Below are 20248 nucleotides of genomic sequence, written 5' to 3'. Positions count from 1 at the left end.
GTGCTCAAAGTTCAGGGGAAAGGATGTGGCCGGCCGCCGCACGCACTGCATGCGCCTGGGCCAGAAAGTCGTGCAAGAGCGGCGTGTCGTCCAGGGTGCCGTGCTCGGGTTTGTGGAACTCGGGGTGCCATTGCACAGCCGCAATCCAGTCGGGGCCGGTGGCGCGGATGGCTTCGATGGTGCCGTCGTCGGGGCAGCGTGCTTCGACCTCAAAGCCGGGCGCCAGGTCTTTGATGCACTGGTGATGTACGCTATTAATTTTATAGCTACTCGCACAATCTAGAAGCGCGCTAAGGCGTGTTTTTGGCACCAATTCGAGCTGGTGGAAGTTCTGGTCGTAACGCTCCGCATCGCGGTGTTGCAAGGCCGCGGGGCGTTGCGTGGGAATGTCCTGCACCAGCGTGCCGCCATAGGTGGCGTTGATGAGCTGCAGACCGCGGCAGATGCCGAAGACCGGCTTGCCCGCGGCCACAAAGGCTTTGACCAGCGCCATCTCATACGCGTCACGCAGCTTGTCGCCCTGCCAGCGTGGGTCTATGGGTGCCTCACCATAACTGCCCGGCCACAGGTCGGCGCCGCCGTGCAGCACCAAGCCGTCCAGCCACTGCGCGTAGTCGTCCAGTGTGATGCTGCCGCGTGCGGTGTCACCGTCCACCGACGGCACCATGACCGGCAGCGCACCACCGGACATGAGCCAGTGCGGCACCGACAGCTCCACGTAGTTGAGCGTCTTCTTGGCAAACGCGGCGCGCGCCGGGTCCGGGTGCATGAAACATGCACTCACGGCAATCTTGAGGCGGTCCGCGGCGCTGCGCATCACATGGCGGCCTTGAAGAGGCGTTCGAAGTCGGCCGCAGTGCAGGGGCGCGGATTGGTCTGGTGGCAGATGTCGGCCGTGGCCACCTGCACCAGGCGGGGCAGGTGCTCGGGCTTGACACCATGGCTGGCCAGCGTGCCCGTGATGCCCACGCTGGCCTTGAGGGCCTTGAGCCAGCCGACAAAGGCCTTGCCCCCCCCCGCCACGCCACACACATGGGCCAGCTCGTCAAACTTGGCGGGCGCAGCCTCCAGGTTCCAGGCCATCACGGTGTCGATCATCAGCGCATTGGCCAGGCCGTGGTGCAGGTCACACACGGCACCCAATGCATGAGCGCAAGAGTGCACGGCACCCAGGTCTTTCTGGAAGGCAATGGCGCCCATCATGGAGGACATCATCATGTCGGAGCGCGCGGGCAGGTTGCCGGGGTCTTTGACAGCCGTGACCAAAGCCGCCGCCGCAATGCGTGTGCCTTCCAGCGCAATGCCATCGCATAGCGGGTGGTAGGCGGGCGAGAGGTAACTCTCGATGTTGTGGGTCAGTGCGTCCATACCGGTAGCGGCCGTCACATGCGCTGGCAGGCCCAACGTGAGCTCGGGGTCTGCAAACACGGTCTTGGCCAGGATTTTCGGGCTGAACACCACACGTTTCAAGTGCGTGTCGTTCTCGCTCACCACACTGGAGCGGCCCACCTCCGAGCCTGTGCCCGAGGTGGTGGGCAAGGCCACGAAGTAGGGCAGCTCGTGGACGATGGGGCGCACCTGCGGGTGGTCCCACACGTATTCCAGAATGTCCCCCGGGTGCGTCGCCGCCAGGCCCACGACCTTGGCCACGTCCAGTGCCGCACCACCACCAAAACCAATCACGCAGTCGGCCTTGTGGGCTTTGTAGGCGGCCGCACCGTCCATCACCTGGCTGCAGGTGGGGTTGCCAAATACGCCGGAGAACACGGCCACCTCCAGCCCGGCCAGGTGGGTCTGGAACTCGGCCAGCACGGGCAGGGCACCCAGGGCCTTGTCGGTGACGATGAGCGGGCGCTGGAGGCCCAGGTCCCGCAAGTGCTGGGCTACGAGCTTGCGGGCACCGGCACCAAATTTGATGGGGGTGGGGAATGAAAAAGAAGTGATGCTCATGGTCGGTCTCTAAATGATTTCGAAGTAACGTTTCATTTCCCAGTCGGTCACGGCGTCCAGCCACTGGCGCCACTCCCATTCGCGGGTGGCGGCAAAGTGGTCCACAAAGGTGTCACCCAGCCAGTCGCGTGCCACGGCCGACTCCTTGAAGTTGCGCGTGGTCTCGATCAATGTGCGCGGAGCGCGCGGGATGTGGTCGGCGCCCTGGTTGGTGCCGGTGATGGGCGGAGTGGTGAGCTTGAGGCCTTTCTCCACCCCGTCCAGCCCCCCTGCGATGACCGCGGCCATGGCCAGGTAGGGGTTCACATCGGCACCGGGGCAGCGGGTCTCCAGGCGCGTGGCCTTCGGTGACCCTGCAATGACGCGAAAACTGGCCGTGCGATTGTCCATGCCCCAGGTGGGTTTGACCGGAGCCCAGAAGCCGTCCACCAGGCGCTTGTAGCTGTTGATGGTGGGCCAGATCAGGGGACCAAACTCCATCAGGCAATTCACCTGCCCGGCCAGATAGCTCTCAAACACCTTGCTCATCTTGCGCGGCGATTTGGCGTCAAAGAACAGGTTGTTCTTGCCGTCACTCAAACTCTGGTGGATGTGGCCGCTGCAACCCGGCAGCGACTGGTGCGGCTTGGCCATGAAGCTGGGCATGATGCCAAAACGTGCCCCGATTTCCTTGGCACCGGTCTTGAACAGCACGGCACGATCGGCCTGCTCCAACGCCTCGGAGAAACCGATGGCCACCTCAAACACGCCGGGGCCGGTTTCGGTGTGCAGGCCCTCGATAGGCACCTTGAAGGCCAGCATGTCGTCCATGATGGCATTGAAGAAGCCACGGTTCTGGTTGGCCCGCAAGAGTGAGTAACCAAACATGCCGGGCGTGAGCGGTGTGGCACCCACGCCTTTTTTGTCGGCCCAGCTTTGCGGAGTTTCCAGAAAGTTGTACCACTCGAACTCCATGCCGGTCATGGGCTGCAAACCCATCTTCTCGGCACGCTGGAGCACACGTTTGAGCGTCTGGCGCGGACAGAGCGGGTGGGGCGTGCCGTCGGCATTGACAAACTCGCCCAGGAAGAAGGGCACGCCGTCGTCCCAGGGTACGTGGCGCGCAGTATCCAGGTCCAGCCGCGCCAGCGCATCCGGAAACCCATGCTGCCAGCCGGTGACGGTGGTGTTGTCGTAGCAGGCATCCATCATGTCCCAGCCCATCACCACGTCGCAGAAGCCGAAGCCCCCCGCCGGGTAGGGCTCGGCCGCACCGAGGAACTTGTCCCGGTGCAGGTACTTGCCGCGCAGCACCCCGTCGATGTCGGTGACTGCCACCTTGACTTTGGGAGCGCCCGATTTCTGCACGGCGGCCAGCGCCGCATGGGTGGCGGCCGGCTTGGCCCGTGCGATGCTGGCGGAAGGCTTGCGTGTCGCCATGTGGGTCTCCGGTCGGTTCAAGAGCGTGCTTTGTCAGCCATGTCCATGGCGAACTCTTCTTCGGGCGAAAGAATCAGGCGCTTGCGCCCCACCAAGGCAAAGTAGGTAATGCCGGCGGCAAACCACAGGGCCACCCACATCACGCCGTCGCGGTAGAGCGGGTCGCTGAGCTGGAAGTACAGCGTGACCACAGCAATCACCACAGTGAGCGCAGCACCCACCACGCCCAGAGGGCTGCGGTAGGGGCGGGGAATGTTGGGCATGTTCTTGCGCAACAGGATGAAGGACAGGGCCTGCATGATGTAAGAGAACATGGCGCCGAACACGGCCATGTTGAGCAGCGTGCCGCCAATCACCGCAGCGCCCTTGTCGGACCCCAGGCTGAACCACAGCACAAACATCACGGCCAGTGCCACCACCGAGCCCAGGATCATGGCCAGGTGGGGTGTCTTGCGGCTGCCATGGGTGATGGACAACACCGAGGGGAAGTAGCCAGCGCGGCTCAGCGAATAGATCTGACGGCCCTTGGCAAAAATGATGGTGTGGAAGCTGGCAATCAGGCCAAGCACCGCCACCAGGGCCAACACCTTGGCAATGCCGTCACCGTAGATGGCCTTGAAGCCGTCCAGCAGCGGCTCACCTGATTTGGCCAGTGTGTGGGCACCGATACTGGCAATCGAGGGGTTGAGCCACAGCACCATGAAGGCCGAAAAAATCAGAGTGAAGATGCCGGCCAGGATGCCGCGCGGCATGTCGCGTTTGGGGTCCACCGACTCTTCGGCTGCCAGCGGCAGTTGCTCGATGGCGAGGAACAGCCACACGGCAAACGGCATGGCAGCCAGCACCCCGGTGATGCCCATGGGCAACAGGGGGCCGTTGCCGTTTTCCAGCAAAACACCGCCCTCACCGACGTTCATGGCCCAGCGGCCAAAGTCGATATAGGGCAGCGCGCTGACCCAGAACACCACCAGGCAAGCCAGCGCCAACAGCGTGATGACCAGGGTGACCTTGAAAGACAGCTCCACCCCCACGATGTTGAGCCCCACGAAGAAGATGTAGAACCCAATCCACCACAACGGCAGGTACTCCACAGGCGTGCCGAAAATGCCCCCCATGTAGCTGCTGATGAAATACACGATGACCGCAGGGGTGATGACGTACTCCACGTTTTCCGACAAGCCGGTCAGAAAGCCACCCCAGGGTCCCATGGCGGTGCGCGCAAACGAGTAGGCGCCGCCGGTGTGCGGCAGGGCGGGCGACATCTCGGCCAGCGAGAAGGTGAGCCCCAAATACATGATGGCGATGATGATGGTCGCAAACAACATGCTGCCCCAGCCATTGGCCAAGCCCAGATTCCAGCCGGAGAAGTGACCCGAAATCACGGCCCCCACGCCCAAGGCCCAGAGGGACCACACCCCGGCGTAGCGGCGCAGCCCGCGCTTCTCAAAGTAACTGGGGTCAACTTTGGTGTACTGGACACCCGAATGCTCTGACATGAACGACTCCTTGACTGGGTTGGACAAAAGTAAGCAGGCCCATTGTGGGGAGGGCCTGCGCCTGCGGCTATCCCGTATCGGCAGGACACAGGGCGACATGGGGCCGGGTGTAAACACCTAGAAGCACTACGGCGTCTTGTTTGCAAAATCTTCGGCCTATGTCTCAACATCCCATTTCGGCAATCCACCCCGGCGCCACAGCCGCCGGTGCGCAAGCCCTTGGGTTTGAATCTGCGATTTATGCCGATGTGGATGAACAGGCCGCTGCCCTGACGGGGTGGAACCAGTCTTACCTGCAGTTGTCAGGTGGCGGTTTTCGGGGCGCCATCCAGCGCGTGGATCTGGGCCCGGTGCGTTTGTTCATGGAAGGGCTGGGGTCCACGGTGTACCAAAGCGGGCAACTGGAGCGTGGTGTGTTGGCCCTGGGTGTGCCACTGCGCTGCGACGGCAGCAGCGTATTTTGCGGGGTGCAGTCCGATCGCAATGCCTTGCATGTGTTTTCGGGTCAATCGGGGTTTGAGTTCCGCACCGGAAGTGACCACGTGATGATGGGCCTGGAACTGGATCCGGTGCTGACCAACACCTTGTACCCCTGGGGCCACGGCGCCCTGGCCCGCAACGAGGCGGGCTTGCGCTCGACCGACCCGCATGCCCTGGAGAGCTTGCGGCAGGTCATGCTGATGCTGTTTGAAACCGCCCATACGGCACCGGCCATGTTTTCATTGCCCGCCCTGCGCGCCGGCATGGTGGACACCCTGGTGGAAAAAGTGACGGCCCTGAACCTGGCGACTTGCAGCACCGAAGTGGCACACGATGTGCACTGGCAGCTGGTGCAACAAACCCGCGCCCTGGTGCAAGGGCAACTGCAGCAAGCCCCCACCGTGGGTGCGTTGTGCCTGCAACTGGGGGTGAGTCGGCGGACTTTGCAAAACGCGTTTCAACGCATTCTCGGTATCAGCCCCCTGGCCTATTTGCGGGCGATCCGGCTGGGCGCGGTTCGCCAGGCCCTCAAAACGGCGAGCTCTGTGACGGAGGCTGCCACCGACATGGGCTTCTGGCACTTCGGCCACTTCGCCAAGGACTACCAGGCCATGTTTGGCGAGCTGCCGTCCCAAACACACAAGCGCTGCACGCCGCCACTGCAGTAGCGGCCAGGGCTCAGCGGAACTGATCGGCTTTGTAGTAGCCCGAAGCCACCAGCGTGGCACGCCAGTTTTTCACATCCACAACCACCGGTTTGAGCAGGAACGAAGGCACCACTTTCTGTCCGTTGTTGTAGGTTTTCTCGTCGTTGACAAGAGGTTTTTTGCCAGACAACAAGGCATCGACCATGGCAGTCACCACTTGGGCCAGCTCCCGGTTGTCCTTGAAGATGGTGGAGGTCTGCTCGCCGCGAATGATGGAGCGCACGGTGGGCATTTCGGCATCCTGCCCCGTCACCACAGGCAGGGCTTGCCCCCCCTGGCCGTAGCCGGCTTTTTTCATGGCGGTCAGCAACTCGATGCTGATGCCGTCATAGGGCGAGAGCAGGGCATCCAGCCGCTGTTTGCCGTAGTACTTGTCCAGGATCTGGCTCAGGCGTGCCCGTGCAACCGAGCCGCTCCAACGCTGCGTGGCCACCTTGTCCATGCCCATCTGGCCCGAACCCACCACGAGTTTGCCTTTGTCAATGTAGGGCTTGAGCACAGACATGGCGCCGTCGTAAAAGAAGAAGGCGTTGTTGTCATCAGACGAACCGCCAAACAACTCGATGGTGAACGGGCCCTTGCCCTTGTCCAGCCCCAGGTTTTCTAGGATGTACGTCCCCTGCAGAACGCCGACCTGGAAGTTGTCGAAGGTGGCGTAGTAGTCCACATTCGGCGTATCGCGGATCAAGCGGTCATACGCAATGACCTTGATCTTTTTCTCCGCCGCCTTTTGCAACACCGGTGCAAGTTTGCTGCCGTCAATGGCACCAATCACCAGCACCTTCATGTCGCTGCTCTTGAGCATCTCTTCCACCTGGGCGATCTGGGTGGCAACGTCGTCGTTGGCGTACTTGAGGTCAGGGCGGTACCCCAGTTTGTCCATGGCGCGCACCATGGCCAAGCCGTCCACCACCCAGCGCTGAGACGTGATGGTCGGCATCAAAAGGCCGACCCCACCCTTGCTGGAGATTTGTGCGTGGGCCCAGGGCATGGACACCACCAACAGAGTACCTAGAAAGATTCGTCGAAGGGTGCGCATGGTGGTGGGCCTTGAAGGTTTATGCCAGGGTATAGGCCGTCTTCACCGTGGTGAAGAATTCGGCGGCGTATTTGCCCTGCTCGCGCGAGCCGTAGCTGCTGCCCTTACGCCCACCAAACGGCACGTGGTAATCAACACCCGCCGTTGGCAAATTCACCATCACCATGCCAGCCTGGCTGTGGCGCTTGAAGTGGGTTGCGTACTTGAGGCTGGTGGTCGCGATGCCAGCGGACAAACCAAAGGGCGTGTCGTTGGCCACGGCCAGGGCTTCGTCGTAGTCTTTCACGCGAATCACGCTGGCCACGGGGCCAAAGATTTCTTCGCGGTTGATGCGCATGGCGGCAGTGCTGTCTACCAACAGTGCGGGCGCCATGTAGAAGCCCTCGGTGTCGCGACTCAGGCGTTCGCCCCCCGTCAGCAGCGTGGCGCCTTCGGCTTTGCCGATTTCCACATACGACAAGTCCTGCTCCAGCTGCGCCTGGGAGGAGACGGGGCCGATGTCGATACCGGCCGCCAAGGCATCACCGACTTTGATAGCGGCCATGCGCTTTTGCATGGCTTCGATGAAAGCGGGGTAGATTTTGTCGGTCACGATCAAGCGGCTGGACGCGGTGCAGCGCTGACCGGTCGAGTAGAACGCGCTTTGCACGCTGAGTTCGACGGCGACGTTCAGGTCGGCGTCGTCCAACACCACTTGCGGGTTCTTCCCACCCATTTCCAGTTGCACCTTCTTCATGTGGCCTGCACAGGCGGCAGCAATGCGTTGGCCCACCCCCACCGAGCCGGTGAAGCTCACCGCGGTGATGCCAGGGTGGTTCACGAGGGCATCGCCAATGACGCGGCCCGGGCCCATGACGAGGTTGAACACGCCCGCAGGAATTCCGCTGCGATGGATGATGTCGGCCAGGGCCCAGGCACAACCGGGCACCAAGTCGGCAGGCTTCAGGACCACGCAGTTACCGTAGGCCAATGCAGGCGCAACCTTCCAGGCGGGAATGGCGATGGGGAAGTTCCAGGGGGTGATCAGGCCGATCACGCCCAAGGGTTCACGCGTGACGTCCACCCCAATGCCGGGGCGCACAGAAGGCAAGGTTTCACCCGCCAGGCGCAGGCATTCACCCGCAAAGAACTTGAAGATGTTGCCGGCACGGGCGGCTTCACCGATACCCTCTGCGCGGGTCTTGCCCTCTTCGCGGGCAAGCAAGGTACCCAATTCGTCTTTGCGGGCCAGAATCTCGTTGCCAATTTTGTCCAGCGCATCGGCGCGGGCCTGGATGCCACCGGTGGACCACGCGGGGAAGGCCTTTTGTGCAGCGGCCACGGCAGCGTTGAGCTGGGCCACGTCGGCCTGCGCGTACTCACCGATCACGTCGGCCAGGTTGGAGGGGTTGAGGTTGGGCGCGTAGCTGGCCGCGGCCACCCATTCACCATTGATGAGGTTGTTGTGTTGAGCGATGGTCATAAAAAAGTAACGGGTTAAAGCGCGGTCCACGCGCCGTTGTGTTGACTGGAGGCCACCGATGCGGCAACAAAACGAATGCCTTGCAGGCCGTCGGTGGCATTGGGAAAATGCAGGGACAGCGGATCGGCATGCTGCCCGGAGCGGCGTGCCGCAATGGCGTCCGCTGCGTCGGTGTACAGATTGGCAAAGGCCTCATGAAAGCCCTCAGGGTGGCCCGCCACAATGCGCGAGGCGCGGGCAGCCAGCGGCAGGGTACCGGGGCCATTGGGCGTGCGCACTTGCGCGGGTGCATCCAGCGGCTTGAAGTGCAAGACTTGTGGATGCTCCTGGTGCCACTCCAGGCTGCCTTTGGACCCACTCACACGGATGCGCAAACCGTTCTCCACACCTGCCGCAGCCTGGGTCACCCAGAAGCTGCCGCGTGCACCATTGGCCATGCGCAGCATGGCACCGGCATAGTCATGGGTGACGCGGTCGGGCACGATGCTGCCCAACTCGGCCGCAACCTGGGCCACTTCGAGCCCGGTGATAAACCGCAACAGGTTGTGCGCATGGGTACCGATGTCTCCCATCACCAGCGAAGGCCCTCCGCGCGCGGGATCTTCCTTCCAGGCACGGCGTCCGGGCCCGGCCTTGGCACGCCCGCCCTGGACATACTCCACCTGCACCAGCCGGATGTCGCCCAATTCGCCGGCCATCACCATGGCCTTGGCCTGGCGGACCATGGGGTAGCCGGTGTAGTTGTGGGTCAGACAAAACACCAGGCCCGTAGCTTGCACGCGGGCGTGCAGCGCTTCGGCCTCTGCCAGGGTGTTGGTCATGGGTTTGTCGCAAATGACATCCAGGCCCCGCTCGAGTGCCTGCATGGCGAAGGTGTAGTGGCTGTCGTTGGGCGTCATGATGGCCACGACCTCGGCGCCGTCAGAGCGCTGGGCCTCGGCATCAATGAGGGCCTGACCACTGGGGTAACAACGGTCTTGCACCACGCCAATGCCCTGCCCCGTGATGCGTGAACGCTCGGGGTCGGACGACAACGCCGCCGCTACCAGCTCATAACGGTCGTCCAGGCGGGCAGCCTGGCGGTGCATCGCGCCGATGAAGGAGCCGGGCCCGCCACCAATGACCGCCAAACGCAGGCGGCGACCCAGCAGCTTGAAGACGGTGTTGTCTGACATGCAGTGGTCCCTGTTTACTTGCCCCAGCGCAGGACCAGGGGGTCCAGACGCTTAGCGGTGTCAATCAAACCGGAACGCACCGCCGGGTGCATGGGCGGGAACGGGTGACGCCCGGCCTCGCTGGCGATCACGCCGCCTTCTTTCATGAGGGCCTTGGCGGTGAGGATGCCACCTTGGCGGTTCTCGTAGTTGATGAGGGGCAGCCACTTTTCATAGTGGGCGGCCGCCTCGTCACGGCGGCCAGCGGCATACGCATCGACGATCTTGCGGATACCGTCGGGGTAAGCACCACCCGTCATGGCGCCAGTAGCACCGGCGTCCAGATCGGGCATGAGGGTGATGGCCTCTTCGCCGTCCCATGGGCCTTCGATCGCGTCACCGCCCACGCGGATAAGTTCACGCAGCTTGGAGGCGGCGCCGGCTGTCTCGATCTTGAAGTAGGAGACCTGCTTGATCTCTTGTGCCATGCGGGCCAGCAAGGGCACGGACAGTGGCGTGCCGCTGACCGGCGCGTCCTGGATCATGATGGGAATGTTGATCGCGTCTGACAGGCGGGCGAAGTACTCGTAGATCTGCCCTTCAGGCACGCGGATGGTGGCCCCATGGTAGGGCGGCATCACCATGACCATGGCGGCCCCCCATTGCTGCGCCTGCACGCTGCGTGCAACAGTGATCTGGGTGCTGAAGTGCGTGGTCGTCACGATCACAGGCACACGGCCCTTGACGTGCTCCAGGATGGTCTTGGTCAGAATCTCGCGTTCCGCATCGGACAGCACAAACTGCTCGGAAAAATTGGCCAGGATGCAAAGACCGGTGGAGCCGGCGTCGATCATGAAATCGACGCAGCGCTTCTGGCTTTCCAGGTCAAGTTCACCGGCTTCATTGAAGGTCGTCGGGACGACCGGGAACACGCCCTTGTAGCGGGCATTGGCAGCGGAGTACATGGGAAATCCTTATTTGTTTTTGTTGTAGACGTCGAAGCACACGGCAGCCAACAGCACCAGGCCCTTGATGACCTGCTGGTAGTCAATGCCAATACCCATGATGGACATACCGTTGTTCATGACACCCATGATGAAGGCGCCGATCACGGCACCCAGCACCTTGCCCACGCCGCCAGAAGCGGAGGCGCCACCGATGAAGCAGGCTGCAATCACGTCCAGCTCAAAACCCAAGCCCGCCTTGGGCGTGGCCGTGTTCAGTCGGGCCGCAAAGATCAGACCGGCCAGCGCGGCCAACACCCCCATGTTGATAAAGGTGTAGAAGGTCAGGCGTTCGGTGCGAATGCCGGAGAGTCGGGCCGCTTTTTCATTGCCGCCCAAGGCGTAGATGCGACGGCCGATGGTGGTTTTGGATGCCACAAAGTCATACGCCAGCATCAACAACAGCATGACCACCAGCACATTGGGCAAGCCCTTGTAAGTGGACAGCATGTAGGTGAAGGCCACGATCATGGCTACAAACACCAGGTTCTTGATGGCGAAGATCGCCAGTGGCTCGTTCTCCATACCGTGCTGGTTACGGCCGGCGCGGTCGCGGATTTTGGCAATCAACATGGCCAGCGCAATCAGCAAGCCCAGCATCAGGGACGCAATGCGCAGGGTCTCGCCCGAGAACGGGTCGGGAATGAAACCGGTGCTGAGCAACTGGAACTCGGGCGGGAAGGGTCCCACGGACGCACCTTCCAGCACGGCCAGCGCAAGACCCTTGAACACCAACATGCCAGCCAGCGTGACGATGAAAGACGGAATCTTGTAAAAAGCCACCCAGTAGCCTTGGGCCGCACCAATGACGCCGCCCAACACCAGGCAGACGATGGCGGCAGGCACGTAATGCCAGTTGTAGTTGACCATCAGCACGGCGGCCACGGCGCCAATGAAGCCGCAGACAGAACCGACCGACAAGTCGATATGGCCGGCCACGATCACCAACAGCATGCCCAGCGCCATGACGATGATGTAGCTGTTTTGCAGGATCAGGTTGGTCAGGTTGAGCGGCTGGAACAGCGTGCCATCGGTCATGACCTGGAAGAAGCCCATGATGACCACCAGGGCCATGAGCAAACCGTATTCGCGCAAGTTGTTTTTCAGGAAAGCGGTGGCGCCCGTGGTCGTGGGGGTTGCACCTGTGTTGGGGGTTGCCATATCAATTCACTCCTGATGTCACGATAGATCGCATAATTTTTTCCTGTGTCGCTTCCGCTGCCGAAAATTCGGCCACGAAGACGCCCTCGTTCAGCACGCAGATGCGGTCACACATGCCCAGCAGCTCCGGCATTTCGCTGGAGATCATGAGCACACATTTACCTTCAGCCGCCAGCTGCGCAATGATGGTGTAGATCTCGTACTTGGCGCCCACGTCAATACCGCGAGTAGGCTCGTCCAAGATCAGCACTTCGGGTTCGGAGAACAGCCACTTGCTGAGCACCACTTTTTGCTGGTTGCCGCCCGACAGATTGACTGTGCGGGCAAACACATTGGGACTGCGGATGTTGAGCTTCTTGCGGAAGTCCTGGGCCACGCTGAATTCCTGGCCCTCGTTCACCACCGTCCGTTTGGCTACGGCGGGCAGGTTGGCCAGCGTGGTGTTCCAGGCAATGGTTTCGTCCAGCACCAGGCCGTAGCCCTTGCGGTCTTCGGTGACATAGGCAATGCCATGGTTGATCGCCTTTTGCACGGTGCTGGTATCGACTTCTTTGCCATTCAGGAACACTTGGCCGCTGGTATTTTGCCCGTAGGTGCGGCCAAAAATACTCATGGCCAGCTCAGTGCGGCCCGCACCCATCAGGCCGGCAATGCCCACAATTTCGCCACGCTTCACGTGCAAGTCCACACCTTTGATGACTTTGCGGTCGGCGTGTTCGGCGTGGTGCACGGTCCAGTTTTTGACCTCGAATACCTTGTCGCCCACGTTGGGGGTGCGTTTGGGGTAACGGTCGGCCATTTCGCGGCCCACCATATTGCGGATGATGGTGTCCTCGTTGGCCGGACCTTCGCTGCAATCCAGGGTCGCCACGCTGGCGCCGTCGCGCAGCACGGTGATGGCGTCGGCTACCTTGGAAATTTCATTGAGTTTGTGGGAGATCAGGATGCAGGCAATGCCCTGGCGCTTGAGCTCCAGCAGCAGTTCCAGCAAGGCATCGCTGTCTTTTTCGTTCAGGCTGGCAGTGGGCTCGTCCAAGATCAGCAGCTTGACTTCCTTGGACAGGGCCTTGGCAATCTCAATCAACTGCTGTTTGCCCACCCCCAGGTTGGTGATCAGCGTATTGGGCGATTCGTTCAAACCCACCTTTTGCAGCAGCGCCTTGGTTTTGACGTAAGACGTGTTCCAGTCAATCACACCACCCTTGGCCTGCTCGTTGCCCAAGAAGATGTTCTCGGTGATCGAGAGCAAGGGCACGAGAGCCAGCTCCTGGTGGATGATGATGATGCCCAGGGCTTCACTGTCGTGGATGCCCTTGAACTTGCATTCCTGGCCCTGGTAGCGAATCTCGCCTTCGTATTCGCCATGGGGGTACACCCCACTGAGCACTTTCATCAGGGTGGATTTGCCGGCGCCGTTTTCTCCAACGATGGCATGAATCTGGCCCGGCAGCACTGTGAGGTTCACATTGCTGAGCGCTGTCACACCATGGAATGTTTTGCGCATCCCACGCATTTCTAGAATTGGTTCGACCATGTTGCCTCAACTATCGTTCTCTTGAACCCGGGAGAATGTAAAAAGCCCTGTGCTTTGGGGCACAGGGCCTCTTTCGCTCGTTACCGAGATTACTTGAGTTGCTCTTCCTTGATGTAGCCGCTGCCCACCAAGACTTGCTTGTAGTTAGACAGGTCCACAGAGACAGGCTTCAACAGGTAGGAAGGAACGACCTTGACCTTGTTGTTGTAGGTCTTGGTGTCGTTGATTTCAGGCTGCTTGCCACCCATCACGGCGTCCACCATGTTGGCAGCCACTTTGGCCAGCTCGCGGGTGTCCTTGAAGATGGTGGAGTACTGTTCCTTGCGGATGATGGACTTCACGGAAGGCACTTCAGCATCTTGGCCGCTCACAAAAGGCATGGGCTGAGCAGCGGTACCGTAGCCAACACCCTTGAGTGCGGACAGAATGCCGATGGAGATACCGTCATAGGGAGACAACACGGCATTCAGCTTGTCCTTGCCGTAGTAGGCGCTCAACAAGTTTTCCATACGGGCTTGTGCCACTTGGCCGTCCCAACGCAGGGTTGCCACTTTTTGCATGCCGGTTTGCTTGGAACGCACCACCAGCTTGCCGGACTTGATGTAGGGGTCCAGAACCGACATGGCGCCGTCATAGAAGAAGAAGGCGTTGTTGTCATCCGACGAACCACCGAACAGTTCGATGTTGAAAGGACCCTTGCCTTCTTTCAGGCCCAAAGCCTTTTCCAGGGACTGGGCTTGCAGCACGCCCACTTGGAAGTTGTCGAAGGTTGCGTAGTAATCGACGTTCTTGGAGCCCACGATCAAACGGTCATAAGACACGACTTTGATGCCCTTGTCAGCAGCTTTTTGCAGCACGTTGGTCAGGGTCGTGCCGTCAATGGCGGCAATCACCAGCACCTTGGCACCCTTGGTGATCATGTTTTCGATCTGGGCCAACTGGTTGGGGATGTCGTCTTCGGCGTACTGCAGGTCGGCCTTGTAGCCCTTGGCAGCCAAAGCGGCGACCATGCTGTTGCCGTCCGCGATCCAGCGGGTGGAGCTCTTGGTAGGCATGGCGACGCCGACCAGGCCTTTGTCCTGGGCGTTGGCCACAGTGCTGCCAAATGCCAGGCCGATGGCCAAGCTGGCAACCAAGGCCTTCAGAGTGCTTCTACGTGCTGTCATGGGATGTCTCCTGTTTAATTAACTTGATTCACGAGGGGTCTTTGCCAGGTCGGCGCAGAGCCCGGATGATAAGGATGTGATAGATTAATTTCTAATATAGTTTGCAGCTCATTCGATACTTAAATACGGATTAGTGATAACCCTCATATGACAAACTACACTCATTGGTTCTTGCGCGCCCGCCTCAAAACACGGCAGTTGCTGCTGCTTGTAGCCTTGTCCGAGGAAGGAAACATCCATCGCGCGGCCCAAGTCCTTAACATGACGCAGCCCGCGGCCTCCAAACTGCTCAAGGACCTGGAGGACGTGCTGGGCGTTTCGCTGTTCGAGCGGCTGCCGCGTGGCATGCGCCCCACCTGGTACGGCGACACCATGATCCGCCATGCGCGCGCGGCACTGGCCAGCCTGAACCAAGCCCATGAAGAGCTGCAAGCGGCCAAAAGCGGACAGTTCGGCCAGGTCAACCTGGGCTCCATCACCGCGCCCGGGCTGGCGCTGCTGCCTCCCACGGTGGCCGCCGTCAAGCAGGCCCACCCCAACCTGCACATCACCATCCAGATCGAGCCCAGCAACGTGCTGATCGAGCGCCTGAACCGCGGCACACTGGACATTCTGGTGGGCCGGCTCTCCCCCGAGCACGACAAAGCGGCCTTGCGCTATGAGGTGGTCACGGACGAGCCCATCTGCGCAGTGGCGCGCCCTGGCCACCCGCTACTGACCGCCATCAAGCCCAGCCTGGAAGACGTGTTCCAGTACGGCTGGATCGTGCCTCCTGCCGGCAGCATGTTGCGTCATCGCTTCGATTTGATGATCCAGGAACTCGGCTTGCGGCAACCCACCAACAGCGTAGAAACCAGCGCCATGTTGTTCATCAGCAAAATGATGCAACAGAGCGACATGGTGAGCGTGATGGCCGTGGATGTGGCGCGCTATTACGCCAACCACGGCCTCATGTCCATCCTGCCCGTGGCCTTGCCGCTAGACATGGAGCCCTTTGGCTTTATCACCCGGCGTGACCGTTTGCTGTCCCCTGCGGGTGAGGTGGTGCTGCGCGCCCTCAAGGCCTCGGCCATGACGGTGTACGGCAAGGAATTTGCATTTGCCCCGCCCCCGGTCTGAGACGCCGTCAATTCAGGACCAGCCCGCGTCCACCTTGAATTCCTGGGCGGTGCACATGGCGCCGTCGTCGGACGCCAGAAACAACACCATACGCGCGACATCCGACGGGCGCAGCTTGTCAGGCAGGCACTGGTTGCGCTGAATTTCCGCTTCGCCAGCGGCATCCAGCCACATGCTGATCTGTCGCTCGGTCATCACCCAGCCGGGTGACACGGTGTTGACCCGAATGCGGTCTGCGCCCAGGCTGTCGGCCAAACCGCGCGTCAAGCCATTCACCGACGATTTGGCCACCGCGTAGCAGGGATAGCCACTGCCTTTGGTCTGCCAGCCGGTAGAGCCCAGATTGATTACCGAGCCGCCCCCCAGCCGGCGCATGCCCGGCACCACAGCCTGAATGGCGAAAAAAGCGGGCCGCTGGTTCACCGCCATGCGCTCGTCCCAATACTCGGGTGTGACCGACTCCAGGGTATGGCGGTCGTCCCGGGCCACGTTGTTCACCAGGGCCGAGAAGTCTCCCAGCGCCGTTTGCGCATCACCGATGGCCTGCTGCAGGGCGGCCACGTCGCGCACATCACAGTGCTGCCACCAAACCGTACCCCCCTGGGCGCGCAGTTGCGTGGCCAGGGCCTCACTCTCGGTGGCGGCCACATCCACAAAAGCCACGTGGGCGCCTTGCTCCACAAATGCGCTCACCATGGCAGCCCCGATACCAGTGCCGCCGCCCGTAATAAAGACGTTTTTACCGCGCAAACTGAGGTACTGCGCCAAGCCAGAAACTGCCGACATGATTTTCCTTTTTAATTGATTGCAATATAGATATATGAATTGCTAGTTAATTCATTTTCTATTATCACTGTGCATTGTTACCATGCCTGCTGTCAAGAACCGGAGGCCCTGCCTCCACGAATAAAGAGGCCCACCCATGGATTCCGAAAAGCCCCCATTCCGCCGCAGCCACGCTTGGTTCGGCCGCCAAGACCGCGACGGCTTTGTGCACCGCAGCTGGCTCAAAAACCAGGGTTACCCGCACGACCTGCTGGACGGCCGCCCCATCATTGGTATCTGCAACACTTGGAGCGAGTTGACGCCCTGCAACGGTCACTTCCGTGAGCTGGCCGAATTCGTCAAACGCGGTGTGTACGAGGCCGGCGGTTTCCCGCTCGAATTCCCCGTCATGTCGCTGGGCGAAACCCAGCTGCGCCCCACGGCCATGCTGTTTCGCAACCTGGCTTCCATGGACGTGGAAGAAAGCATCCGTGGCAACCCGATTGACGGCGTCGTGCTGCTCATGGGCTGCGACAAGACCACCCCATCGCTGATGATGGGTGCGGCGAGCTGCGATTTGCCCACCATCGGCCTGTCCGGCGGCCCCATGCTCAACGGCAAATTCCGTGGCAAGGACGTGGGCTCCGGTACCGGTGTCTGGCAAATGTCTGAAATGGTGCGCGCTGGTGAAATGACCATGGAAGAGTTCTCGTCCTGCGAGAGCGACATGCACCGATCCAGTGGCACCTGCATGACCATGGGCACTGCGTCCACCATGGCCAGCATGGTTGAAGCCCTGGGTATGGCCTTTCCGGAAAACGCCGCGATCCCCGCAGCCGACACACGCCGCAAGCGCCTGGCCCAACTCACCGGTCGCCGCATTGTGGAAATGGTCAAGCAAGACATCAAGATGTCGCAGATCCTGACCCGCCAGGCCTTCGAAAACGCCATCCGCACCAATGCAGCCATTGGTGGCTCCACCAATGCCGTGATCCACCTGCTGGCCATTGCAGGCCGTATTGGTGTGGACCTGAATCTGGAAGACTTCGACAAGCTGGGCTCGGAAGTAAACAACATCCTGAACCTGCAGCCTTCCGGCAAGTACCTGATGGAAGATTTCTGCTACGCCGGTGGCCTGCCTGCGGTGATGCGTGAAATCCTGCCTCTGCTGCATGCTGACGCCATGACCGTGAACGGCAAGACCATCCGTGAGAACGTAGCCAATGCGCCTTGCTACAACCGCGATGTCATCAAGACCGTGGCCGAACCCTTCATGCCAGCCGCCGGCATTGCCGTGGTGCGGGGCAACCTGGCCCCGAATGGTGCGGTGATCAAGCCCTCGGCAGCCTCCAAACACCTGCTGCACCACCGCGGTCCGGCCGTGGTGTTTGAATCGATTGAGGATTTCCACGCACGCATCGACGACCCGGATCTGGACATCGATGAAAACAGTGTGATGGTGCTGAAAAACTGCGGTCCACGTGGCTACCCCGGCATGGCCGAAGTGGGCAACATGCCCCTGCCACCCAAGGTGCTGAAGAAGGGCATTACGGACATGGTGCGGATTTCGGACGCCCGCATGAGTGGTACGGCCTATGGCACCACGGTGCTGCACACCAGCCCCGAAGCCGCTGCAGGTGGCCCCTTGGCGGTGGTGCAGAACGGCGACATGATTGAACTCAATGTGCCCGAACGCAAGCTGCATCTGGAAATCTCGGACGAAGAACTGGCGCGCCGCATGGCCGCCTGGCAAGCCCCCGAGAAGCCCAAGCGCGGCTGGTACAAGCTGTACGTAGAGACTGTGCAACAGGCCCACCTGGGCGCCGACCTGGACTTCTTGGTCGGTGGCAGTGGCGCCGGAGTCCCGCGCGACTCACACTGACATGGTCGCGGTGTTGCACGCAACACCACAGCGCTACCCAGCACCAGCGGTGCGCACCGAAGTGCGCAGCGTCTGGTCTGCCCAGGCGCTGCGGGGCGCGGGTGCGCTCTGGTCTGTCCGGGAAGGCGCCCTGTACTGGGTCGACACCGGGGGGCGGCAGTTGCACCGCTTTGATCCCGCGCGCAAGTTGCGCGACAGCTGGGAGTTTGGTGACAGCGTGGGCGGCGTGGCGGAGTGCAGACAACACATTGGCCTGCTGATCGCTCTGGGGCGGGATCTGGCCCGGTTTGACCCAGATACCGGACGCCTGCAACGCCTGCACCAGGCAGAGCCCGCCCAACCGGGCAACCGCGTGGGCGAGGGCCGCTGCGACGCACAGGGCCGCTTTTGGTTCGCCACCCACTCCGCCAACGGGAGCAGCGCCACTGGCGCGGCTTACCGTTACACCGGGGGCTCGCAGTGCAGCCGCATGCCCATGGTCTTGTCATCCAGCCACGCTCCCGCCTGGTCCGCGGACCAGCACACGCTTTTCTGGACGGACACGGCGCAGCACAGCGTCAAGGCCTGCGATTTTGATCCGCACAGCGGGAGCTTGGGGCCAGCCCGCACCTGGCTGCAGCTGGCCCGCCACGAAGGGGCGCCGCAGGGGCTGTGCACTGACGCAACCGGCCGTATCTGGCTCGCGCGCGCGGGCCCCCGAATGGGTAGCGTCAGTTGCCACGCACCCGACACCGGAGTAGAACTCTTGCGCATCCCGGTTCCTGCCAGCCACGTGACGGGCTGTGCTTTTGGCGGGCATGATTTGCGTACCCTATTCATCACCAGTGCCAGCCACGCATTCCCCGCGGTGTCACTGCTTGATGAACCCTTGGCAGGTGCACTTTTCGCCGTGGAAATAGACAGCCCCGGCTTGGCTGCGCATCTGTTTGTTGGATAACAAGAAGGCCCTACATAACAACGAGGAGACTGGCCATGGAATTCCGTAATCTCAAAATTTCCACCCGCCTGGTGGCGGTCATGGCACTGCTGTCCAGCGTGCTGGTCGGCATTGTGTTGGTGGCGTTGCTGCAAATGCAGGCCATGCGCAAAAGCACCCAGGAAATCACCGACAACTGGCTACCCAGCGTGATGCTGGTGGGCAATCTGAAGGCGGCCATTTCCAACCTGCGAACCCTGGAGAGCCAGCACGTGCTCAACACCGACGAAGCGGCCATGGAGCGCTTTGCACAGACGATGGTGGGTGCGGTTACCGTCATCGAGACGTTGCGACAGGACTACACCAAGCGGGTCAACACCCCCGACGAACAGGCGCTGAGCGCCACGCTGGAGGCCGACTGGAAGAAATACCAAGCGCAGCACCAAGAATTGGTGGACATGTCTACCCGGCGGGAAAAATTCCCGGCGCGCAAGTTGCTGGAAGGTGATGCCAAACTCACCTTCGACGGCCTGAGCGCCACGGTGGACAAAGTCATCACATTGAACCAACAAGGGGCCGGCACTGCGGCGCTGAACACCGAGGCCCACGCCAGCCAGGCACGCATCATCATGTTGATCGCCACGGCGGTGGCGTTGGGGGTGGCTGCCGCTGCGGCAGTGTGGTTGATTCGCTCCATCACAACCCCCATCCGTACCGTGGTCACCTTGGCAGACCAGATTGCGCAAGGCGACTTGTCGCAGTCCATCACCGTGGACTCCAACAACGAGACCGGGCAATTGCTGGCCGCCCTGCAACGCATGCAAACCCAGCTGGTACAAGTCGTCGCCAACGTACGCAGCGGCAGCGAATCCGTCGCCACCGCCAGCGCCGAAATAGCGCAAGGCAACCACGACCTGAGCGCACGGACCGAACAACAAGCCAGCGCGCTGGAAGAAACCGCCGCCAGCATGGAAGAACTGGGCTCCACCGTCAA

The 20248-nt window shown here is 61.4% G+C and carries 17 protein-coding genes; 5 read left to right on the top strand and 12 right to left on the bottom strand.

What is annotated here, in order from left to right; genetic code table 11:
• Positions 1 to 4 precede the first annotated feature (4 nt).
• Genes AC3WS7_RS04880 through AC3WS7_RS04865 form a run of 4 tightly spaced genes read right to left on the bottom strand, consistent with a single transcriptional unit; the run spans position 5 to position 4865 of the window.
• Positions 5 to 817 (bottom strand): gamma-glutamyl-gamma-aminobutyrate hydrolase family protein, encoded by an 813-nt coding sequence (locus AC3WS7_RS04880; protein ID WP_492655571.1) that lies wholly within the window; start codon positions 815 to 817, stop codon positions 5 to 7.
• Complete coding sequence (locus AC3WS7_RS04875) at positions 817 to 1950, bottom strand: iron-containing alcohol dehydrogenase (protein ID WP_492655570.1); 1134 nt, start codon at positions 1948 to 1950, stop codon at positions 817 to 819. Before AC3WS7_RS04875 ends, AC3WS7_RS04880 begins: the two co-directional genes overlap by 1 nt.
• 9 nt (positions 1951 to 1959) lie before the next feature.
• Positions 1960 to 3369 (bottom strand): glutamine synthetase family protein, encoded by a 1410-nt coding sequence (locus tag AC3WS7_RS04870; RefSeq protein WP_492655569.1) that lies wholly within the window; start codon positions 3367 to 3369, stop codon positions 1960 to 1962.
• 17 nt (positions 3370 to 3386) lie between these two features.
• Entirely contained in the window at positions 3387 to 4865 is a 1479-nt protein-coding gene (locus AC3WS7_RS04865) for an amino acid permease (protein ID WP_296466530.1), read from the bottom strand.
• A gap of 158 nt (positions 4866 to 5023) precedes the next feature.
• Here AC3WS7_RS04865 and AC3WS7_RS04860 point away from each other — a divergent pair, with 158 nt between their 5' ends.
• Complete coding sequence (locus tag AC3WS7_RS04860; protein WP_492655568.1) at positions 5024 to 6013, top strand: helix-turn-helix domain-containing protein; 990 nt, start codon at positions 5024 to 5026, stop codon at positions 6011 to 6013.
• Positions 6014 to 6023: 10 nt separating this feature from the next.
• Here AC3WS7_RS04860 and chvE (AC3WS7_RS04855) read toward each other — a convergent pair whose 3' ends face one another.
• The 7 genes from chvE (AC3WS7_RS04855) to chvE (AC3WS7_RS04825) all read right to left on the bottom strand — a co-directional run bounded on the left by chvE (AC3WS7_RS04855) (position 6024) and on the right by chvE (AC3WS7_RS04825) (position 14572).
• A complete protein-coding gene (gene chvE / locus AC3WS7_RS04855; RefSeq protein WP_296466523.1) occupies positions 6024 to 7091 on the bottom strand; it encodes a multiple monosaccharide ABC transporter substrate-binding protein in 1068 nt (355 codons plus the stop codon).
• Between the two features lie 19 nt (positions 7092 to 7110).
• On the bottom strand, positions 7111 to 8553 hold the full coding sequence (locus tag AC3WS7_RS04850; RefSeq protein WP_492655567.1) for an aldehyde dehydrogenase family protein: 1443 nt from the start codon (positions 8551 to 8553) through the stop codon (positions 7111 to 7113).
• 14 nt (positions 8554 to 8567) lie between these two features.
• Positions 8568 to 9728: a Gfo/Idh/MocA family protein gene (locus AC3WS7_RS04845; RefSeq protein ID WP_296466520.1), complete on the bottom strand. Its 1161-nt coding sequence runs from the start codon at positions 9726 to 9728 to the stop codon at positions 8568 to 8570.
• 14 nt (positions 9729 to 9742) lie between these two features.
• Complete coding sequence (locus tag AC3WS7_RS04840; RefSeq protein WP_492655566.1) at positions 9743 to 10672, bottom strand: dihydrodipicolinate synthase family protein; 930 nt, start codon at positions 10670 to 10672, stop codon at positions 9743 to 9745.
• A 9-nt stretch (positions 10673 to 10681) separates the two neighbouring features.
• Entirely contained in the window at positions 10682 to 11872 is a 1191-nt protein-coding gene (mmsB, locus tag AC3WS7_RS04835; RefSeq protein ID WP_492655565.1) for a multiple monosaccharide ABC transporter permease, read from the bottom strand.
• A gap of 1 nt (position 11873) precedes the next feature.
• A complete protein-coding gene (gene mmsA, locus AC3WS7_RS04830) occupies positions 11874 to 13406 on the bottom strand; it encodes a multiple monosaccharide ABC transporter ATP-binding protein (protein ID WP_492655564.1) in 1533 nt (510 codons plus the stop codon).
• 89 nt (positions 13407 to 13495) lie between these two features.
• A complete protein-coding gene (chvE, locus tag AC3WS7_RS04825) occupies positions 13496 to 14572 on the bottom strand; it encodes a multiple monosaccharide ABC transporter substrate-binding protein (RefSeq protein WP_296466510.1) in 1077 nt (358 codons plus the stop codon).
• Positions 14573 to 14719: 147 nt separating this feature from the next.
• Between chvE (AC3WS7_RS04825) and AC3WS7_RS04820 the strand changes: the two genes are divergently transcribed.
• Entirely contained in the window at positions 14720 to 15691 is a 972-nt protein-coding gene (locus AC3WS7_RS04820; RefSeq protein ID WP_296466508.1) for a LysR substrate-binding domain-containing protein, read from the top strand.
• A gap of 12 nt (positions 15692 to 15703) precedes the next feature.
• On the opposite strand, the gene AC3WS7_RS04815 is transcribed toward AC3WS7_RS04820, so the two are convergent.
• Positions 15704 to 16477, bottom strand: coding sequence for an SDR family NAD(P)-dependent oxidoreductase (locus AC3WS7_RS04815; protein WP_296466505.1), 774 nt, complete (start codon positions 16475 to 16477; stop codon positions 15704 to 15706).
• Positions 16478 to 16613: 136 nt separating this feature from the next.
• Between AC3WS7_RS04815 and AC3WS7_RS04810 the strand changes: the two genes are divergently transcribed.
• From AC3WS7_RS04810 to AC3WS7_RS04800, 3 genes are all read left to right on the top strand, one after another.
• A complete protein-coding gene (locus tag AC3WS7_RS04810; protein ID WP_492655563.1) occupies positions 16614 to 18338 on the top strand; it encodes an IlvD/Edd family dehydratase in 1725 nt (574 codons plus the stop codon).
• A 1-nt stretch (position 18339) separates the two neighbouring features.
• Positions 18340 to 19275, top strand: a complete 936-nt coding sequence (locus AC3WS7_RS04805) for an SMP-30/gluconolactonase/LRE family protein (protein WP_492655562.1) — start codon at positions 18340 to 18342, stop codon at positions 19273 to 19275.
• Between the two features lie 35 nt (positions 19276 to 19310).
• Positions 19311 to 20248 (top strand): methyl-accepting chemotaxis protein (locus AC3WS7_RS04800; RefSeq protein ID WP_492655561.1); only part of this gene is annotated, 938 nt, incomplete at its 3' end.

Source organism: Rhodoferax sp. EU05-FHT12H12, assembly GCF_058791215.1.
The sequence above is the reverse complement of the archived record's forward strand: the minus strand, read 5'-3'. Positions and strand labels throughout refer to the sequence as shown.